The organism is Asticcacaulis sp. P2_C5 (assembly GCF_056404555.1).
In genome coordinates this window covers 93,301-111,629 of the sequence record NZ_JBFUDU010000012.1, presented here as the reverse complement: position 1 = coordinate 111,629, position 18,329 = coordinate 93,301, and the positions used below count along the sequence as shown (strand labels likewise).

Here is an 18,329-nt window from a genome sequence, read left to right as displayed (position 1 = left end):
CCGGCGGCCTCGCGGGACCGCCGGATTTCCCTTTTCGAGACCATAAATCTCTGTATAAAGTAAGGTTTGCTGAATTATAGTATTAATAAAAAACGACAGGGAAGACACGTCATGGCCGTTTCAGAAGCCGAGGAAGGCCATAGCCTGTCTACCGTGTCGCGGACGGTGTCGAACGTGACCGAATCGGTTGATCTCGAGACACTGAAGACGGTTCCGGTCAACAGCACGATCAGCAGCATGGCCAACGATGTTTACGCCGCCACGACCTTGACCACTGGCACGATTGCCCCTGGTGGGACGGTCAGCTCCGTTATCGATTTTGACAACGACCACGACTGGTTCGCCGTGACGCTTCAGGCGGGCCTGATCTACGACTTTTCGATGAACGGCACGGGCGCGACACCGCTGGAGGACCCCTTCCTCGAACTGTTCAACGCCTCAGGCGTCGAGTTGGCCAGCGACGACGACGGCGGCCCGGGGCGCAATGCCCACCTGGCCTTTTACGTCACGGTATCGGGTACCTACTATATTTCCGCCGAATCGTGGACCGAAGACGATGGCAGCCTGACCTATCAGGGTGGCTATACCCTGACGGCCGGCCTGGGCGTGGCGGCGACAAGCGATACGATCGGCGACAACCTGGCGACTGCGGCGACGTTGGTGGTCGGCGTGGCCCAGACCAATCGCATCGATACGCCGACCGATCACGACTGGTTCGCCGTCGATCTCACAGCCGGCACGGGCTACGATTTCGACCTCATGGGCAGCGGTGGCTTCGATGTCGAATTGATGGTCTATGACGCGAACGGCACCCTGATCGCCAGCAGCGATGATTTCGGTACCGGCACGGACGGCCATGTCGACTTCGAACCTGAGACCACCGGCCGTTACTACCTGGTGGCTCACGGCGTCAGTGACGCGGCCTATGGCCAATATACGATTTCGGCGGCCCAGGGCGACCGCCCGCTGCTGACCCAGTCGATCGACTGGGGGACGCAGGCGGCCGCGCCCGGTTCCGTGGTCAAGGTCTATTTCGCGCCGGGTTCGCAAACCATCGATGGCCACGCCTCGCTGGGCTGGAACGCCTATGAGATCCAGCAGGTCATGGCGGTGCTCAGCACCTATTCGCACTATATCAACCTGACCTTTGTCCAGACGACCAATCAGGCGGAGGCGCAGTTCAAACTGGTTGTGGCCAACGACCTGGATCCGGGTGTTCTGGCCTACATGAATCCGCCGGGCGAAACGGATGCCGGTCTTGGCGTCTTTGCCCGCGACGGCGTGGGCTGGGATGAGGGTGGCAATGGCGGTCTCGAACCCGGCGGTCTTGGCTACGCCACCTTGATCCACGAACTGGGCCATGGCCTGGGCCTCGCTCACCCGTTCGATACGGGGGGCACCTCGACCATCATGACCGGCGTGCTCGATCAGGACGACTATGCCGGCTATGGCTGGCAGAACCAAGGCGTCTATACCGTCATGTCGTATAATGACGGCTGGCCCGGAGGCCCCGTGCCGGATACGGTGGGCAGAACCAGCGGCTATTCGTCGACCCCAATGGCGATCGACATCGCCGTGCTTCAGGCCAAGTATGGCGCCAATCCGAACTGGAACAGTGGCGATAGCGTCTATACGCTGAGCGCGACGACGGCGGGGCCTGGCTATTTAAGCATCTGGGATACGAGCGGCAATGATACGCTGACGGTCGCCAATACCGCGTCGGCGGTCAGGGCCGTAATCGACCTGCGCCCGGCCAGCATGTTCTATAGCGGTCCGGCCAGTGGCGGAGCCGTGTCCTATATGGCCGGGATTGCCTCGGGCATAACGATCGATGCGGGCGTAGTCATTGAAAACGCCATCGGCGGGGCCGGCGACGACCTGCTGACCGGCAATGCGGCCGCCAATGCACTCACCGGCAATGACGGGAATGACGTCCTGGACGGCGGCTTTGGCGCGGATACGCTGAACGGCGGGGCGGGCTTCGACAGCTTCTATGTCGACACGGCCGGCGACGCGATCAACGACAATGAAGGCGCCGTCTTTGCCGCCTACAGCTATGTGCTGGCCGGCGGCTTCCGCAGCCTGACCCTGACAGGTGCAGCCAATCTGAACGGCACGGGTGCGGCGGGCGACGACAATATTGCCGGCAATACCGGCGACAATACCCTGCTGGGCGGGCTGGGCAGCGATAGCCTGGCGGGCGGTGACGGCAACGACATCATCGCCGATTTCGAAGGCGGGACGAGTGCAAATCACGATGTTCTGAATGGCGGCAACGGCAATGATGTTTTCGATGCCGACGCCTATGAAGTCATCGACGGCGGCGCCGGCATCGATCGCGCCAGCATCGATTTCGAAAGCTATTACAACATCAACCACCTGGGCGTGACGCTCAACCTGACTGCGGCACTGGGCGGCGGAACGGTCGCCTTCATAACCGGCGGCTCGATTGCCGGCCTGGAAAGTCTTACAGTGTGGGGCACCGAGGCGGCCGACACCATTACCGACGCGGACTGGAATGGCGAAATCGCCGGGCTGGGCGGCAATGATACCCTGTCGGGCATGGCCGGCGATGACGCGTTGATGGGCGGAGCCGGCAATGATTCCGCCGACGGCGGCGACGGCATCGACTGGCTGTTCGGTGGTCTGGGTGCCGACACGCTTCGTGGCGGGTCGGGCGACGACCATATCGGCACGGTCGCTACCTATCTGGCTCAGTTCGATCCCAACGCACAGCCGGGCTCGCCTCTGGCCTTGGGTGATTTCGAACTGTTGGCCAATGACGACCTGAACGATGCCAGCAGCGACGCGCTGTATGGCGACGCGGGAGCGGATATCATCTTTGGCTGGGGTGGCAATGACGCGCTGGACGGCGGCATTGGCAATGACACCCTGGTCGGTGGCCTGGGCGCGGACACCCTGTTGGGCGGCGCGGATAACGACAGCTACACGGTTGACAATGCCGGCGATAGCGTGATTGAGGCCGCCGGAGGTGGTTCGGACACCGTCCTGGCTTCGGTCAGCTATGTGTTGGCAGTCGGACAGGCCGTCGAATATCTGGTCCTGACCGGCGGCGCTCTCTCGGCAAGCGGCAACGAACTGGGCAACAGCCTGACCGGAACGGGTGCTGACAACGTTCTTGACGGTGGTGCCGGGGCGGACACCCTTATCGGGCTTGGCGGCAACGACACCTATTATGTCGACACCGTGGGCGATGTGGTCAGCGAAGCTGGCAACGCCGGAATCGACCTGATCAACAGCCTGGTCAGTTTTGCGCTGGGTGATAATCTCGAAAATCTGAGCTTGAGCGGGACGGCCAATATCACCGCGACTGGCAATGCCGCGGCCAATAGCCTGACGGGCAATGGTGGTGACAATCTGCTCGACGGCGCGGCGGGCGCGGATACGCTGGCGGGACTGGGCGGCAACGATACCTATTTCGTTGACGTGACGGGCGATGTGGTCAGTGAAGCGGCCAATGGCGGTACGGACCTGGTCAACAGCCTGGTTAGCTATGTCCTGGGTGACAATGTCGAAAACCTGGCCTTGGGGGCCGCGTCCAACCTGACCGCGACCGGCAATGGATTAGCCAATGTCGTTACAGGCAACGGCGGTGACAATTTGCTCGATGGTTCGGTCGGTGCGGATACGCTGAGCGGTCTGGGCGGTAACGACACCTACTATGTCGACAATGCCGCTGACAGCGTCGTCGAGATGAGCGCTGGCGGTAACGATGCGGTCCTGGCCGCGACCAGTTACGGGCTCAGCCAGTTTGTCGAGACCCTGACCCTGACGGGTGCGGGTAATCTGACGGCGACCGGAAATGGCCTGGCCAATTCCCTGACAGGCAACAGCGGCAGCAATCTCCTCGATGGCGGTATCGGGTCGGATACCATGACCGGTGGCGCCGGCGACGACACCTATCTGGTCGATAGTGCCGGTGATCTGGTGACGGAACTGAGCGGTGACGGCACCGACCGCGTCAATGCGTCGGTCAGCTACGTTTTGGGCGGCAATATCGAGAACCTGACGCTTGGCGGTAGCGCCAATCTGACGGCGGGCGGTAATTCGGCGGCCAATCTTATAACCGGCAATGGCGGTGATAACGTTCTCGACGGTGCAGCCGGTGTGGATACCCTGGCCGGACTTGCCGGCAATGACACCTATTTCGTCGATATTGCCGGCGATGTGGTGAACGAAGCGGCCAATGAAGGCACCGACCTGGTCACCAGCCTCGTCAGTTTTGCCCTCGGCGACAATCTCGAAAATCTTGTCCTTGGCGGGCTCGCGGCGATCGATGGAACGGGCACCGGTCTTGGCAATGCCATTACGGGTAACGCGGCCAGTAACCGGCTGGATGGTGGCGTGGGCAGCGATACCCTGACCGGCCTGGCTGGCGACGATTCCTATTCGGTCGACAGCGCCGGCGATAGTGTGGTCGAGGGCATTGGTGGCGGCAATGATATGGTCCTGGCCTCGGTAAGCTTTGTCCTTGGCGACAATGTCGAGACTCTGACGCTTAACGGTGCGGCGGCGATCGATGGCACCGGCAACGGCCTGAACAATGCCATCATGGGTAACGCAGCCGGCAATCGGCTCGACGGTGGCGTGGGTGCGGATAGCCTGACGGGTGGTGCGGGGGATGACACCTATTGGGTTGATAATGCTGGCGACCTTGTGACCGAGCTGGGCGGTGAAGGCATGGATCGGGTCAATGCCTCGATCAGCTACGCATTGGGTAGCTACGTCGAAAATCTCACCCTGGGGGCTGCGGCCGCGATTGATGGTACGGGCAACAGCCTGAACAATGCCATTACGGGTAACGCGGCCAGTAACCGTCTCGACGGTGGCGTGGGCGCGGACAGTCTGACGGGTGGTGCGGGTGACGACACCTATTGGATCGATAATGCCGGCGATCTGGTCGTCGAACTGGGCGGCGGAGGGAATGATCTGGTCAATACGTTGGTCAGTTACGTTCTGGGAAGCGACATCGAGACGCTCATTCTCGGCGGTGCTGCGGCCGTTGACGGTACAGGCAACAGCCTGAGCAATGCCATTATGGGCAATTCGGCAGGCAACAGGTTGGACGGCAGCGTGGGTAGCGACACTCTGACGGGCCTGGGTGGAGACGACAGCTATTATGTCGACAGCGCAGGAGACAGCGTCGTCGAAACCAGCGATGGCGGCAATGACCTGGTCAATGCGTCGGTGAGCTACGGGTTGGGCGAATTTGTCGAGAACCTGACCCTGACGGGCACGGCCAATCTGACGGCGACAGGTAATGCGCTTTCCAATGGACTGACCGGTAACACGGGTAGCAATGTGCTGGATGGCGGCTTGGGCGCCGACAGCCTGACGGGCGCAGCTGGCGACGATACCTATTGGGTCGATAATGCCGCCGATCTGGTGACGGAACTGGGTGGTGGAGGTACGGATCTGGTCAATACCTCGGTCAGCTTTGTTCTGGGCAACAATCTCGAGACCTTGACGCTTGGTGGCGCCGCGGCGATCGATGGCGCGGGCAACGATCTGAACAATGCTATCACCGGTAATGTGGGCGCGAACCGTCTCGACGGTGGCGCGGGTTCAGACACGCTTGCCGGACTTGCCGGCGATGATACCTACCTTGTCGACAGTGCTGGCGACACCGTGGTTGAGGCCGATAGTAATGGGAACGATGCTATCCTGGCGTCGGTGAGCTATGGGCTGAGCCAGTCTGTTGAGACCCTGACCCTGACGGGAGCGGCCAATCTGACGGCGACCGGCAATGGTCTGGACAATGGATTGATCGGGAATAGCGGCCATAACGTCCTGGATGGTGGAATTGGCGCGGATAGCCTGACCGGTGGCGCTGGTGATGACACTTATAGTATCGACAATGCTGCAGATCTGGTGACCGAACTTGGCGGTGAAGGTACCGATCTGGTCAATGCCTCGATCAGCTATGTCATGGGTGGCAATGTTGAGAACCTGACGCTGGGTGGGTCTGCGGCGATCGATGGCACAGGTAATGGTCTCAACAACATCATTACGGGCAACGGTGCAGGCAACCGGCTTGATGGAGGCGGCGGTGCCGACAATCTAATCGGTGCGGCAGGCGATGATACCTATTGGATCGACAATGCCGCTGATCTGGTGACCGAATTTAGCGGTGAAGGTACCGATCTGGTCAATGCCTCGATCAGCTATGCGCTGGGCGCTAATGTCGAAAACCTGACGCTGGGTGGCTCTGCGGCGATCGATGGCACAGGCAATGGCCTAAACAATGCCATTATTGGCAATGTCGCGGGTAACCGTCTTGACGGCGGCTTGGGGGCGGACAGTCTGAGCGGTGGTGCCGGGGATGACACCTACTCTGTCGACAACATTGGCGACAGTGTGGTCGAGGCCGACAACAATGGGATTGATACCGTCGTTGCCTCGATAAGCTCTGCATTGAGCCAATATGTCGAGAATCTGACTCTGGCCGGAACATCCGATCTCACGGCGACCGGCAACGGACTTGGCAATGTTCTGATCGGGAATGCTGGTCATAACCTGGTCGACGGTGGGGCCGGTGCGGACAGTCTGAGCGGCGGCGTCGGGGATGACACCTACACTGTCGACACTGTGGGCGACGTTGTTACCGAGTTGGCCGGCGAAGGCACCGACCTAGTCAGTGCTTCGGTTAGCTACGTGTTGGGCGGTAATGTTGAAAATCTGACGCTGAGCGGTTCGGCGGTGATCGATGGTACGGGCAATGGCCTGAACAATACCATCATGGGTAACGTTGCGGGTAACCGCCTTGACGGCGGCCTGGGCGGGGACAGTCTGAGCGGTGGTGCCGGTGATGACACCTACATTGTCGACACCGCGAGCGATCTTGTTACCGAACAGGGTGGCGAAGGCACAGATCTGGTCAATGCCTCGGTCAGCTACGGTTTGGGCGGTAATGTTGAAAATCTGACGCTGACCGGTTCGGCGGTGATCGATGGCACGGGCAATGGCCTGAACAATACCATCACGGGTAATGCCGCTGCAAATCGACTTGACGGTGGAACCGGCGCTGACACCCTTGCTGGTCTTGGCGGGGATGACACCTATACTGTCGACGCAGCCGGCGACTTTGTAACGGAACTGGCCGGCGAAGGCACGGATCTGGTCAATGCCTCGGTCAGCTACGGTTTGGGCGCCAATGTCGAGAACTTGACGCTGGGCGGCACTGCGGCGATCGATGGCACGGGCAATAGCCTGAGCAACACCATTACGGGCAATGTGGCGGGTAACCGCCTTGTCGGCGGCCTGGGCGCGGACAGTCTGGGCGGTGGAGCCGGTGATGACACATACATTGTCGACACCGCTGGCGATCTTGTGACGGAAATCGGCGGCGAGGGTACCGACTTGGTCAATGCGTCGGTCAGCTATGTACTGGGCGGCAATGTCGAGAACCTGACGCTTGGTGGCTCTGCGGCGATCGACGGCACGGGCAACAGCCTGAACAATGCCGTCACGGGCAATGCGGCTGGAAACCGCCTCGACGGCGGCGCCGGTTCGGACACCCTCACCGGTGGCGCTGGCGACGATACCTATTATGTCGACACGGCTGGCGATAGCGTGGTTGAGGCTGATGGTGCTGGCAGCGATACGGTGCTGGCTTCGCTGAACTATGTCCTGGGCCAGTTTGTCGAGAACCTGACCTTGACCGGTGCCTCGAACATCAATGGTACGGGCAACGCGCTAGGCAACCTGATCAACGGCAATAGCGGCAGCAATCGCCTCGATGGCGGGGCAGGGGCCGATACCCTGGCCGGTGACCTGGGCGATGATACCTATGTCGTGGACGATGCCGGCGATGTGGTCAAGGAAGTGAAGGACCAGGGCAATGACACCGTCCTCTCCAGCGTGTCGTTCAATCTCGGAGGCCAATATATCGAGAACCTCACCCTGACGGGCACGGCCGGCTTGACGGCGACCGGTAATGGGCTGGGTAATGTGCTGACCGGCAACAGCGGCAGCAATGTCCTCGATGGCTGGACCGGGGCCGATACCCTGATGGGCGGGACGGGCAACGACGTCTATATCGTCGACAATCTCGGCGATGTGGTGATTGAAGCAGCTTCGGCCGGTGTGGACCAGGTGCAGTCATCCGTGCGCTTTACCCTGGGTGACAATGTCGAGCGCCTGCTGCTGACGGGTGTGGCCAATATCAACGGTACCGGCAACGGCCTGGTCAACATCATCACCGGCAATGACGGTAACAATGTCCTCGATGGCGGGGCGGGTGGCGACAGCCTGACCGGCGGACTGGGCAATGACACCTATATCGTCGATGATATCGCCGACATCGTCCGCGATGGGACGGGCCAGGGCACCGACACAGTCAAGGCCTCGATCACCTACAGCCTGGGCGCGCAATATATCGAAGCCCTGATCCTGACCGGGACCAGCGACCTCAACGGCACGGGCAATAACCTGGCCAATGCACTGACCGGCAATGCCGGCAACAATCGCCTCGATGGTGGATCCGGCGCCGATACCCTGGCGGGCGGGCCGGGTGACGACACCTATGTCATCGACAATGCCGGCGATATCGTCACGGAAGGCAACAATCAGGGCAGCGATGCATTGCTCTCCTCCGTGACCTTCGCCCTGACAAATGCCCAGTCGATCGAGACCCTGACCCTGACCGGAACAGCCCATATCAATGCCAGCGGCAACACCCTGGCCAATATGCTGAACGGCAATTCCGGCAACAATATTCTCAACGGCGGTTCCGGCGCCGATACGATGAGCGGCGGGGCAGGCCATGATATCTATATCGTCGAAAACATCGGCGACGTGGTGATCGAAGGGCTGAATGCCGGCACAGACACGGTCCAGTCGGCGGTCACCTACATCCTGGGTGACAATGTCGAGAACCTGACTCTGGCGGGCAGCGCCGCCATCGACGGCATTGGCAATGCCCTGGCCAACACTATCTACGGCAATGCCGGGGCCAACTTCCTGATCGGCGGCGGCGGCGCAGACAAGCTCTACGGCCGCGGCGGCAATGATACCTATATCGTCGATAATGCCGCCATGGGCATCTCCGAACTGCTGGGCGGCGTCGACGCCGGCGGTATCGATGAGGTTCGGGCGTCTGTGTCCTATTCGCTCAAGGACTATTTCGAAGACCTGATCCTGACCGGTGTGGACAATATCAACGGCGTTGGCAACGGGCTCAACAATCACCTGAGTGGCACGTCGGGCAACAACCTGCTGACCGGTGGCGCCGGCAACGACAGCCTGACCGGTGGGTTGGGGGCGGATCAGTTCGTCTTTGGCGCGGGATCGGGCATCGACCAGATCCTTGACTTCAGCGCGGCACAGAACGACCGGATCAATGTCCATGCCCTGGCTCATGGTGTGGTCAATGGCGCCGGTATCATTTTCACTCAGGTCGGCGCCGATACCGTCATTACGCTTGGCGGCGGCAACAGCATCACCGTGCTCAACACTGTGACGGCCGACGTCACCAGCCAAATGGTCTGGTAATCATTGACACCCGTATGACATGGCGCATGATTGCGCCATGTCAAATGCCTTGCTCATGCTGATAGCGCCATTTATGGGCGTCGGACTCGCGCTCGCGCTGGGTTTGCTGATCGGCATAGAACGGGGTTGGTCGCACCGCAACGACCCGGACGGTACGCGCGTGGCCGGCATACGGACCTTCGCGATCCTGGGTCTTTCGGGTGGAATGGCGGGAGAAGCCTGGTCGCAGTCGATACCCTGGCTGGCGATCCTGATCCTTGCCGGAGCCATCGTCGCTCTACTGATCGGCTACTGGGTAGATGCTTCGCGCAGCGGTGATATCAGTGCGACCACGGCCCTGGTCGGCATTCTGACCCTGGCCATCGGGATGTTTGCAGCGGTGGGGCAGGGCGTCCTGGCTTCAGTGATTGCAGCCGTTGCCATCCTGATCCTTGCTTCGAGACGCCAATTGCACGGCTGGATTGGCCAACTCAGCGAGGCTGAGGTCCAGGCCATTGCCCGTTTTGCGCTGATCACGCTGGCCATCTTGCCGGTGCTGCCAAATCAGGCATTCGGCCCCTTCGATGCCTGGAACCCGCGCCAGCTTTGGTTGGTTGTGGTTTTCGTATCCGCCATTTCGTTGGGTGGCTATGTGGCGGGCAAGGCGTTTGGCCCATCACGCGGAATACTGGCGATAGCCGCGGCGGGCGCCATTGTCTCCTCGACAGCGGTTACCGGAGCCCTGGCGGCGAGATTGCGGACAGACCCTGGCCGTAGCCCGGTACTGGTTGCCGGGATCGCCATAGCATCGGCGGTCATGTTTGTGCGCGTGCTGATCCTGACGGCCTTGCTTGCACCGTTTGCCTGGGTAACGCTCGCAATGTTGATCGGCCCCGCTGCACTGGTGAGCCTGGTTTGTGTCGTGTGGCTATTGCGCCTGGCCGGCAAGCCCGCCGAAGCCGAGGCGGAGGCCCTGCCTGTCCGCAATCCTTTCGAATTCGGCCCGGCGTTGCTCCTGGCAGGGTTGGTCATGTGCCTGTCGCTACTGGGACGTTGGATGCAGCATCAATTCGGCAGCGGCGGCCTGGCGACTGTGCTGACGATCTCAGGCTTCATCGACGTTGATTCGGCCATCATGACGATGGGCGGGCTTCCCATGGGCAGTCTCGATGACCGGATGGCTGGGCTTATACTGGCCGCGCCCGTCCTGCTTAATACGCTGGTCAAGGCGGGAATTGCCGCCACGGTCGGCGGCATGAAAACCGGTTTGCGCGCCGCCATTCCGTTGCTGATCAGTGTCGCCACGGCCCTTGCCGCCTTGCCATTCGTCTGGTGGTGGGCCTGGGGCTGATACAGTCAGGTCGTTCAGTCCTGAACCTTTGACCCCTGGATGGTTTGCCAGCCGAGATCGGTCAGGCCTTCCAGCGGCTGGTAGCGCGCCTTGTAATCCATCTTGGGCGAACCCTTCACCCAATAGCCGAGATAGACGTAGTCGTAGCCGGCGCGCACGGCCTGGTCGACATGATCCAGAATGATGAAGCGGCCCAGAGAGCGCGTCATCATGTCGGGATCATAGAAGCTGTAAACCAGTGACAGGCCGTCGTTCAGCGCGTCGACCAGGACACAGGCGACCAGTTGTCCGTCCAGGCGATATTCGATCAGATGGGTGCGGACCAGGGTGTCCTCGATCATGGCGACCAGGTCGGGCCAGCTCATATCCATCATGCCGCCGTCGGGGTGGCGGGCCTTCAGGTATTTTTGCAGCAGTTCGAACTGTTCGCGACTTGCCTCGGCCTCGACAAAGGCCTTGGTGAGGTCGGTATTGGCCTTCATCACCCGGCGGTCGGATTTCGACATGACGTAGCGCTTGACCGGGATGCGCACGCTCTGACAGGCGCGGCAGGTCTGGCAGGCGGGCCGATAAGCGATGTTCTGGGAGCGACGAAACCCGATGGCCGACAGTTGATCATTGACGCTGATGGCTTCGAGCGGAGGCAGGTGAACGAAGACTTTCCGCTCCTCCTGGCCAGGGAGATACGGGCACGGTCCGGGGATGGTCAGATAATATCTGAGCTTGCGACCGGGAAAATGCTCACTCATGGCCTTGCATACTCTTTGACCGGGCTGCGCGCCGGAGACTCTCAGAAGATCAGTTGAACCCAAATCCTAACACGGGGCAAGGGCCAAATCAAAAGAGACTCTACAGAAACGGGTTATAGGGCAGGGTTTTGGGGGAGCACGGGTGCTTCCCGGAGAAGAACGATAGCGATGCGACGATTGCCAGCCAGGGAGGGGTCGTCAGGATACAACGGTTCCTTGGCGGCCTTGCCCTGGACCTGCGCAATGCGGTCGTCGTCGATACCCGCCGATTGCAGCAAGGCGCGGGCTTGATCCGCACGGCCCATGGACAGCGACCAGTCTTTCGGGTTTTGCCCCGACTGACCCGCCACGCCCGACGTATGGCCGGTGATGCTGATGCGGTTGGGGAGATTGTTGATTACCTTGGCCACGGCGCGCAGCAACAGCTTGGCGCGATCGTTTGGCACGGATGAATTCTCGCCGAACATCGACCGGCCTTCCTGGTCGATCAACTGGATGCGCAGGCCTTCCGGGGTCTGGTCGACCAGTATGTTCTTCGACAGTTCGGCCAGTTCCGGCATGTCCTGCAAGGCCTGGCGCAGCGATTCGGCGGCCGATTGAAAGGCCTGCTTTTCCTTCGCCTGGGCATCGTCGATGGTTTCAGACGGTGCACCCGTGGTCGCCTGCTGGCCGGCGTCGTCGCTCTGGCCGTCGCGGTCCTGGGTGTCGGGCGGTTTCGGCGCCATCTGTTCGATGAACGACATGGTGCCTTCGTTCTTGTCGCCGTCTGTGCCTAGTGCCGTGCCGCCCAAAATGCCGCCCGAGCCAGACGTCGACTGGGACACATTGGCAGGCGCAAAATAATCGGCAACGCCGCGCTTTTGCTCGGGTGAGGTCGTGTTGATCAGCCACATCAGCAGGAAGAATGCCATCATCGCCGTCACGAAGTCGGCATAGGCGACCTTCCAGGCGCCGCCGTGGTGGCCGCCACCGCTGATCTTCTTGATCTTCTTGATGACAATCGGGGCGTCGCGGCTGGCCATGCGGGTAGAGCGCTCTCAAGTTCAGGTCGCACCACCCTAGGCCGGTTAAGGTTAAGACCGCGTTGAAGTCGCTGCGTTTTCGGGCTTTTTTCGTTTGCCTTTGAGGCGCGCTCCCTTTAGGCGTGGGAGCAAGAGGATCGAAATGGACAGTAAGAGCTTGCGGCACACCCTGGGCAGTTTCGCCACCGGCGTCTGCGTCATGACGGTCGCCGATTCCGACCACGTCGAAGGTCACGTCCTGGGCATGACCGCCAATTCCTTCAGTTCGGTTTCGCTTGAACCACCTCTGATCCAGTGGTGCATCGATTTCAAGGCGCACCGCTACACCGTCTATTCCGCCGCGATGAAGTTTGGCGTCAATATTTTAAGCGCAGGCCAGGAAGACCTGTCGCGCCGCTTTGCCCGCGAAAATGCCCATATCGTCCCGGAAGAGATGCTGATCTGCGAAACACATCCGTTGCGCCTGCGCGACGTCATCGGCTTCATCGCCTGCGACGTTTTTGAAACCCGTCCGGTGGGCGACCATCTTGTTATTGTCGGTCAGGTGACGCAGTTCGACATGAACCCCGATGTCGGCGGACTGACCTTCTTCCGCGGCCGCTACGGCCAGATCGGCGGCGTCGCATGAAGCTTTGCTTTGCAGGTTTGGGGATTATGGGCGGGCCGATGGCGGGGCACCTGTCCAAGGCCGGCCACGAAGTTATCGGCTATAATCGCACCCCGTCCAAGGCAGCGGACTGGGCATGGGCGAATGCGGCTACGGCACAGACGATGATCGAGGATGCCGCCTGCGGCGTCGATGCTCTGATCGTGTGTGTCGGGCGCGACGACGACGTCCGCGAGGTTGTGACCGCGGCCCTTCCGGTCCTCAAATCGGGCAGTATGATCATCGACCACACCACGACCTCGGCCAAGCTGGCGCGCGAACTGGCCGTCACCTGCGCCGAACGCGGCGTGACGTTTTTTGATGCGCCGGTGTCGGGCGGACAGGCGGGGGCGGTCAACGGCCAGCTCTCCGTCATGGTGGGCGGAGATGTTTCTCGTTTTCTGGAAGTGGAAAGGTTGACCAAGCCCTATACGCGCTCGATTACCCGGCTGGGCGAGGCGGGGGCCGGTCAGACGGCTAAGATGGCCAACCAGATCGCCATCGCCGGCGTGGTCCAGGGAATCGCCGAGGCATTGCATTTCAGCAAATGCGCCGATCTGGATCCGCAACTGGTGTTCAACGCCATCTCGGCCGGTGCGGCCGGTTCGTGGCAGATGTCGAACCGCTGGGGCACGATGAGCGAGGGCAAGTACGAGTTCGGGTTTGCCGTCGACTGGATGCGCAAGGACCTGGGGATAGCGCTGGACGAGGCGCGCACGAATGGCGCCCATCTGGCTCTGGCGGCTCTGGTCGATCAATTCTATTCCGAGGTCCAAGCCATGGGCGGTGCGCGGTGGGATACATCGTCGCTGCATGCCCGGCTGGAAGCCAGGCGCAAACCCCTACCATGACGCAATTTTACGAGTTGAACGCCGAGCGACCGACAGCGCAACCGCAGCGCCAGTTGATCGGCGACGATCGTCAACTGTTGCGTGCCGGCCTGATCCTGCTGGCCCTGCTGACGGTGTGGAAGCTCTATGTTTCGACCATCACCAATGTGCTGTGGGACGAGGCGCATTTCGTCATGTCGGGCCAGTATCTCGACCTGGCCTATCCCGATATTCCAGCCGGCTATCCGTGGCTGGCGCGGCTGATCACCTCGATCGCCGGCTGGTCGATCCTTCCGTTGCGCATTGTCGCCCTGGCGATCGCCACGGCCATTCCTTTTGCCGTCTATTTCATGGCCAAACCGGCGACCAGCGAGCGCAACGCCATCTGGGCGGCGATCATCTCGCTGCTCTGTCCTGCGATCACCAACAACGGACCGATCTTCTATCCGGAGGGGGGGCTGCAACTTCTGCTGCCGTTGATGGCTGGTTGCCTGTTGCGTGCCATCCTTGAAGATAAACTTAAATGGTGGATTTGGGCGGGCGTTTGTGGCGCCTTGGGGCTGTTGGTCCACTACCGGTTTATCATTCCGGGCGTTGCCATGGTCGTCTTCCTGGTGGCCTCTCCGGTCGGCCGGCAATTGTGGAAGCGTCCCGGCCTTTACGTGACGGCAGTGATCGCCGCCCTGGGGCTGTTGCCGGCCCTGGCTTACAATGCGCTCAATGACTGGCCGGCCGTGCAGTTCCATATCCTCAATCGGCCGAAGTTCGAATTCTACCCGACCTATGTCTTCAGCTTCCTGTTCACCCAGTTCGGTATCGCCAATCCGGTCTTCTTCATCGCCTTTGCCTTTGGCGCCAAACTGGCCATCTGGGACCGGCGCGACAGGCCGGAAACCCTGTTGGGTTGGCTGGGCGCCGGCATTTTCGTCTTCTATTGCCTTCAGGCCTTCGTCAATAAGCGCATCATGCCGCACTGGCCGTGGCTGGCCTTTGTACCGTTGCTGGCCTTTGCGCCCGAAGTCCTGACCGGCTGGGTCGACAAGGCGACTTCGTCCGGTGGACGGTTGATCCGCGTCATCGCGGTCGCTGTGGCGCCCACGGTCACGGTATTGCTGGGCGTTCTGATCACGATCATCATGTTTATCAATTCGCACGCCTTGCAGATGCCGCCGGAACTGCGCGGCTTCAGCACCGACAAGAGCGAGAACTGGTTGTTGATCGAGCCCGACCTGGCCAAGGCGGTGGCGCGGGCGAAGGCACGCTTCGGCGCTGAGCCGGCGCTGGTTTCCAACGGTCACGCCAGCGCGGTCCATATCGAGTTTCCGGCGGTCAAGGGCCGGCGCGTCTACACGCTGGACGATCCCGACGACATCAAGACGCGCTTTGTCCAGGCGCGCCATAAGTGGGGGCTCGATCGTGCTGCGCTCATGCAGGGGCAGGCCGGCAAGGGTGTCGTCCTGATCCTGACCGAGCCGGAATTCGTCTATCATGACGCCGATGAGGCGGCCTTCTACAAGGCGATCTGCGGCCTGTTCGACGAGGTTGAGCCGGTTAGCGTCACGACCTTGCCACCGGGCCGGGTCGCCCTGCATATGTATACGGCGCGGGTGCGGACGGCACCGGTCGCGGTAACGGGCCAATGTGCGCTGCTGCCGGCGGTCAATCTGGCCCATCCGTTCCGTGCCGAGTTCCTCGGGCACGACGACAAGGGCCATTATTTCGGCATGGCGGCCGATCCGATTGGCATCAAGTCGGTCGATGTGCTGATCGATGGTCAGTTTGTGACGGCGGCCCATTACGGCCTGGACCCACATGCCGTCGATCCACGGGCGGTCCTGGCGCCGGACGTGTTGGCTTACGATCCCAACTATCCGAAGGTGCAGTATGAATTCGACTTCCCGGCTGGGTCGTTGAAACCGGGTAATCACCAACTGACGATCCGCGCCACGCGTAGCGATGGATCGACAGTCGATAGCGATCCCCGGGCATTGTTTGTAAGATAAGGAAGGAATTTTTCCCACAGATTAGCACAGATTTTCACAGATTAGATTTGGTGCACGCCGCACTAAATCTATAAAGATCGCTTCGCGATCAATATATTACCTCGTTGGTCGACGAAAGAATATTGAAAAATAATCTGTGAAAATCTGTGCTAATCTGTGGGAAAAATCTCTTTCTTTAATCCCGACGTCCGTGCGATTAAACAATTAGTCGCCTATGCTGCAGACTAGGCGTGCCAAAATTGATCAGCAAGGCTTTGCTGATCTCGGAAGCGTTCAGGTAATTGATGACCTGAGCGTCTTCGATAGGCGTGAGGGCGGGAAGGGCCTTTATCTCAACAAGTACGGCTTCGAAGCAGATGAAATCAACACGGAAACTACATGGCAGAACCGTGTGCTTATATGTGATGGGTAAGGGCGTTTCACGCCTGAATGGCAAGTTCCGCAGGCCGAATTCCACGGCTAAAGCGTGCTGGTATACCGTTTCCGTAAATCCATGACCAAGGATGCGATGGACTTCCATCGCCGCGCCAATAATGGCGTAGGTTTCGGTATCGCGAATGTCTGTCGTCATCTCACCCACACCATGACGGATTTACAGCCGAATGGGTAGCGTAAACCTCATGCCGGGTTCAGCACCTTCGCCGCCGTCGCCTTGTCCTCGGCCGTCATCTGTGGCTCCAAAGCCCGGGCCGCCGCGTCGGCCTTGTCGTGGCCAGCCTGCGCCGCCAGCTTGAACCAGACATAAGCGATCGCCAGGTCCTTATTGCCGCCTTCGCCGTGGGCGATCATGACCGCCAGGTTGAACATGGCGTCGACCTGGCCCTGTTTGGCCGCCAGTTCGAACCATTTGCGCGCCACGCCCAGGTCTTTGCCGACCATCTCACCGGAATAGAAATAGGTGCCCAAGGCGTTCTGCGCCTCGGCTTGGCCCTTCAACGCGGCGTCCTTGTAATAGACGAGGGCCTTTTGCGAATCCTGGGGCAGGGTGTCGCCCATGTCGTACATCCGCCCGACCTCGTATAAGGCATCCGGATGACCGCCGCTGGCCGCCGCCATCAGCCACTGCGCAGCGATCTTGCGGTCTTCCGGTACGCCCTCTTCGCCATCATAATAGATCAGGCCCAATTCATACTGTGATGGCGTAAAACCAGCATGGCCGGCCTTGTCGAAATAGGTCATGGCCTTGCTCAGGCTCTTCTCGCCGGCATAGCCGCTCTGATACATCTTGCCCAGAAGATGGGCGGCCGGGATGTAACCGACCTTATCGGCCTGGGCGTACCATTTGCGCGCCTCCTTCGGGTCACGCGGCACGTCCCAGCCCATCATGTAGATCTTGGCCAGGGTCATGGTCGCGTCGGACCGCGTGCTCATATCGTAGGGTGCAGCGGGATCGAAGCCCTGTTCGTCGCCGGGCGCGAACTTGGCTTCGGCCACCTTTTTCAACCAGACGATCGCCTGGGCCGTATCGCGTGGGACGCCCAGACCCGACAGATACATCTTGCCGACCATAAAGGCCGCCTGGTCGTAGCCGATCTTGCTGTAGGACGCCTTGAACAGGTCGATAGCCTTGACGTAGTCGCCGGCATCGAAGGCGTCATAGGCGTCCTGCAACGAATGGTCCTTGCGCAGGATATAGTTGCGGCCGGCGGCAAAGGCGACGTCGGCCGAGGTACAGCCACCGGCTTCCTTCGAGACGAAATTGCTGTTCGGATCGGCGTTGCTGCTGTTTTGGGTGGCATTGCCGTTGGGGCTGGTGTCGCGGACCTGGGCGCCCGGGCGCAGCGGATCGCTGTTGTCGCTGGTCGTCGTGCCGTCGTCGTCCGTCGTCGTATTGCCGAAGTCGTCCTGGTTGATGCTGTCGCGGCCGCCGAAATCGTCGAGATAGTTCTGCACCACCTCATCGTCGGCTGCATTATAACCGCGCGCGAAACCGCACGATCCGGCGCTGCGTGTATCGATGCGGACCTGCTGGCGGTCGCGGCGCTGCTTTTTGCCAAGAATAGTGACCGTCGTGGCGTCGGGCGCTTCGTCACCCTTGGTCGCTGTGTCAGGGGCGCTCGTTTGGGGTGAAGCTGCCGGCGGCGCGGTTTGCGCCGATGCCCCTGCCGCGGTTAGCCAGAGAATGGTACACAGGACCGACGCACAGATTTTGAATCCAGGCATGGATGCCCCCGCTTGATGTTTCGTTCCCCGGCAGCGGTTATAATGTCCGGCGAGCACAATTCGTCAAGCGATT

The 18,329-nt window shown here is 60.7% G+C and carries 9 protein-coding genes; 5 read left to right on the top strand and 4 right to left on the bottom strand.

The window, feature by feature from the left end:
* The first annotated feature begins 111 nt into the window (after positions 1–111).
* Both AC1DXO_RS20190 and AC1DXO_RS20185 read left to right on the top strand, forming a co-directional pair.
* The gene (locus tag AC1DXO_RS20190) at positions 112–9,513 is read left to right on the top strand and encodes a hypothetical protein (protein ID WP_476979986.1); all 9,402 of its coding nucleotides are present in this window, start codon (positions 112–114) and stop codon (positions 9,511–9,513) included.
* A 37-nt stretch (positions 9,514–9,550) separates the two neighbouring features.
* The gene (locus AC1DXO_RS20185; protein ID WP_476979985.1) at positions 9,551–10,843 is read left to right on the top strand and encodes an MgtC/SapB family protein; all 1,293 of its coding nucleotides are present in this window, start codon (positions 9,551–9,553) and stop codon (positions 10,841–10,843) included.
* A gap of 14 nt (positions 10,844–10,857) precedes the next feature.
* Here the strand turns inward: AC1DXO_RS20185 and AC1DXO_RS20180 are convergent, their stop codons facing one another.
* Together AC1DXO_RS20180 and AC1DXO_RS20175 are read right to left on the bottom strand one after the other, a co-directional pair.
* On the bottom strand, positions 10,858–11,592 hold the full coding sequence (locus AC1DXO_RS20180; protein ID WP_476979984.1) for an arginyltransferase: 735 nt from the start codon (positions 11,590–11,592) through the stop codon (positions 10,858–10,860).
* 113 nt (positions 11,593–11,705) lie between these two features.
* Positions 11,706–12,614, bottom strand: a complete 909-nt coding sequence (locus AC1DXO_RS20175) for a flagellar motor protein MotB (protein ID WP_476979983.1) — start codon at positions 12,612–12,614, stop codon at positions 11,706–11,708.
* A 142-nt stretch (positions 12,615–12,756) separates the two neighbouring features.
* Here AC1DXO_RS20175 and AC1DXO_RS20170 point away from each other — a divergent pair, with 142 nt between their 5' ends.
* The 3 genes from AC1DXO_RS20170 to AC1DXO_RS20160 are packed head-to-tail and all read left to right on the top strand — an operon-like array spanning position 12,757 to position 16,093.
* Complete coding sequence (locus AC1DXO_RS20170; RefSeq protein ID WP_476979982.1) at positions 12,757–13,242, top strand: flavin reductase family protein; 486 nt, start codon at positions 12,757–12,759, stop codon at positions 13,240–13,242.
* On the top strand, positions 13,239–14,111 hold the full coding sequence (locus tag AC1DXO_RS20165; RefSeq protein WP_476979981.1) for an NAD(P)-dependent oxidoreductase: 873 nt from the start codon (positions 13,239–13,241) through the stop codon (positions 14,109–14,111). The genes AC1DXO_RS20170 and AC1DXO_RS20165 overlap by 4 nt, the downstream gene beginning before the upstream one ends.
* Positions 14,108–16,093 carry a glycosyltransferase family 39 protein gene (locus tag AC1DXO_RS20160; protein ID WP_476979980.1) on the top strand — a complete coding sequence of 662 codons (1,986 nt, stop codon included), beginning with the start codon at positions 14,108–14,110 and terminating at the stop codon, positions 16,091–16,093. Before AC1DXO_RS20165 ends, AC1DXO_RS20160 begins: the two co-directional genes overlap by 4 nt.
* A gap of 196 nt (positions 16,094–16,289) precedes the next feature.
* On the opposite strand, the gene AC1DXO_RS20155 is transcribed toward AC1DXO_RS20160, so the two are convergent.
* Together AC1DXO_RS20155 and AC1DXO_RS20150 are read right to left on the bottom strand one after the other, a co-directional pair.
* Positions 16,290–16,664: a GxxExxY protein gene (locus AC1DXO_RS20155; RefSeq protein ID WP_476979979.1), complete on the bottom strand. Its 375-nt coding sequence runs from the start codon at positions 16,662–16,664 to the stop codon at positions 16,290–16,292.
* A 47-nt stretch (positions 16,665–16,711) separates the two neighbouring features.
* Positions 16,712–18,256, bottom strand: coding sequence for an SEL1-like repeat protein (locus tag AC1DXO_RS20150; RefSeq protein ID WP_476979978.1), 1,545 nt, complete (start codon positions 18,254–18,256; stop codon positions 16,712–16,714).
* Positions 18,257–18,329 lie beyond the last annotated feature (73 nt).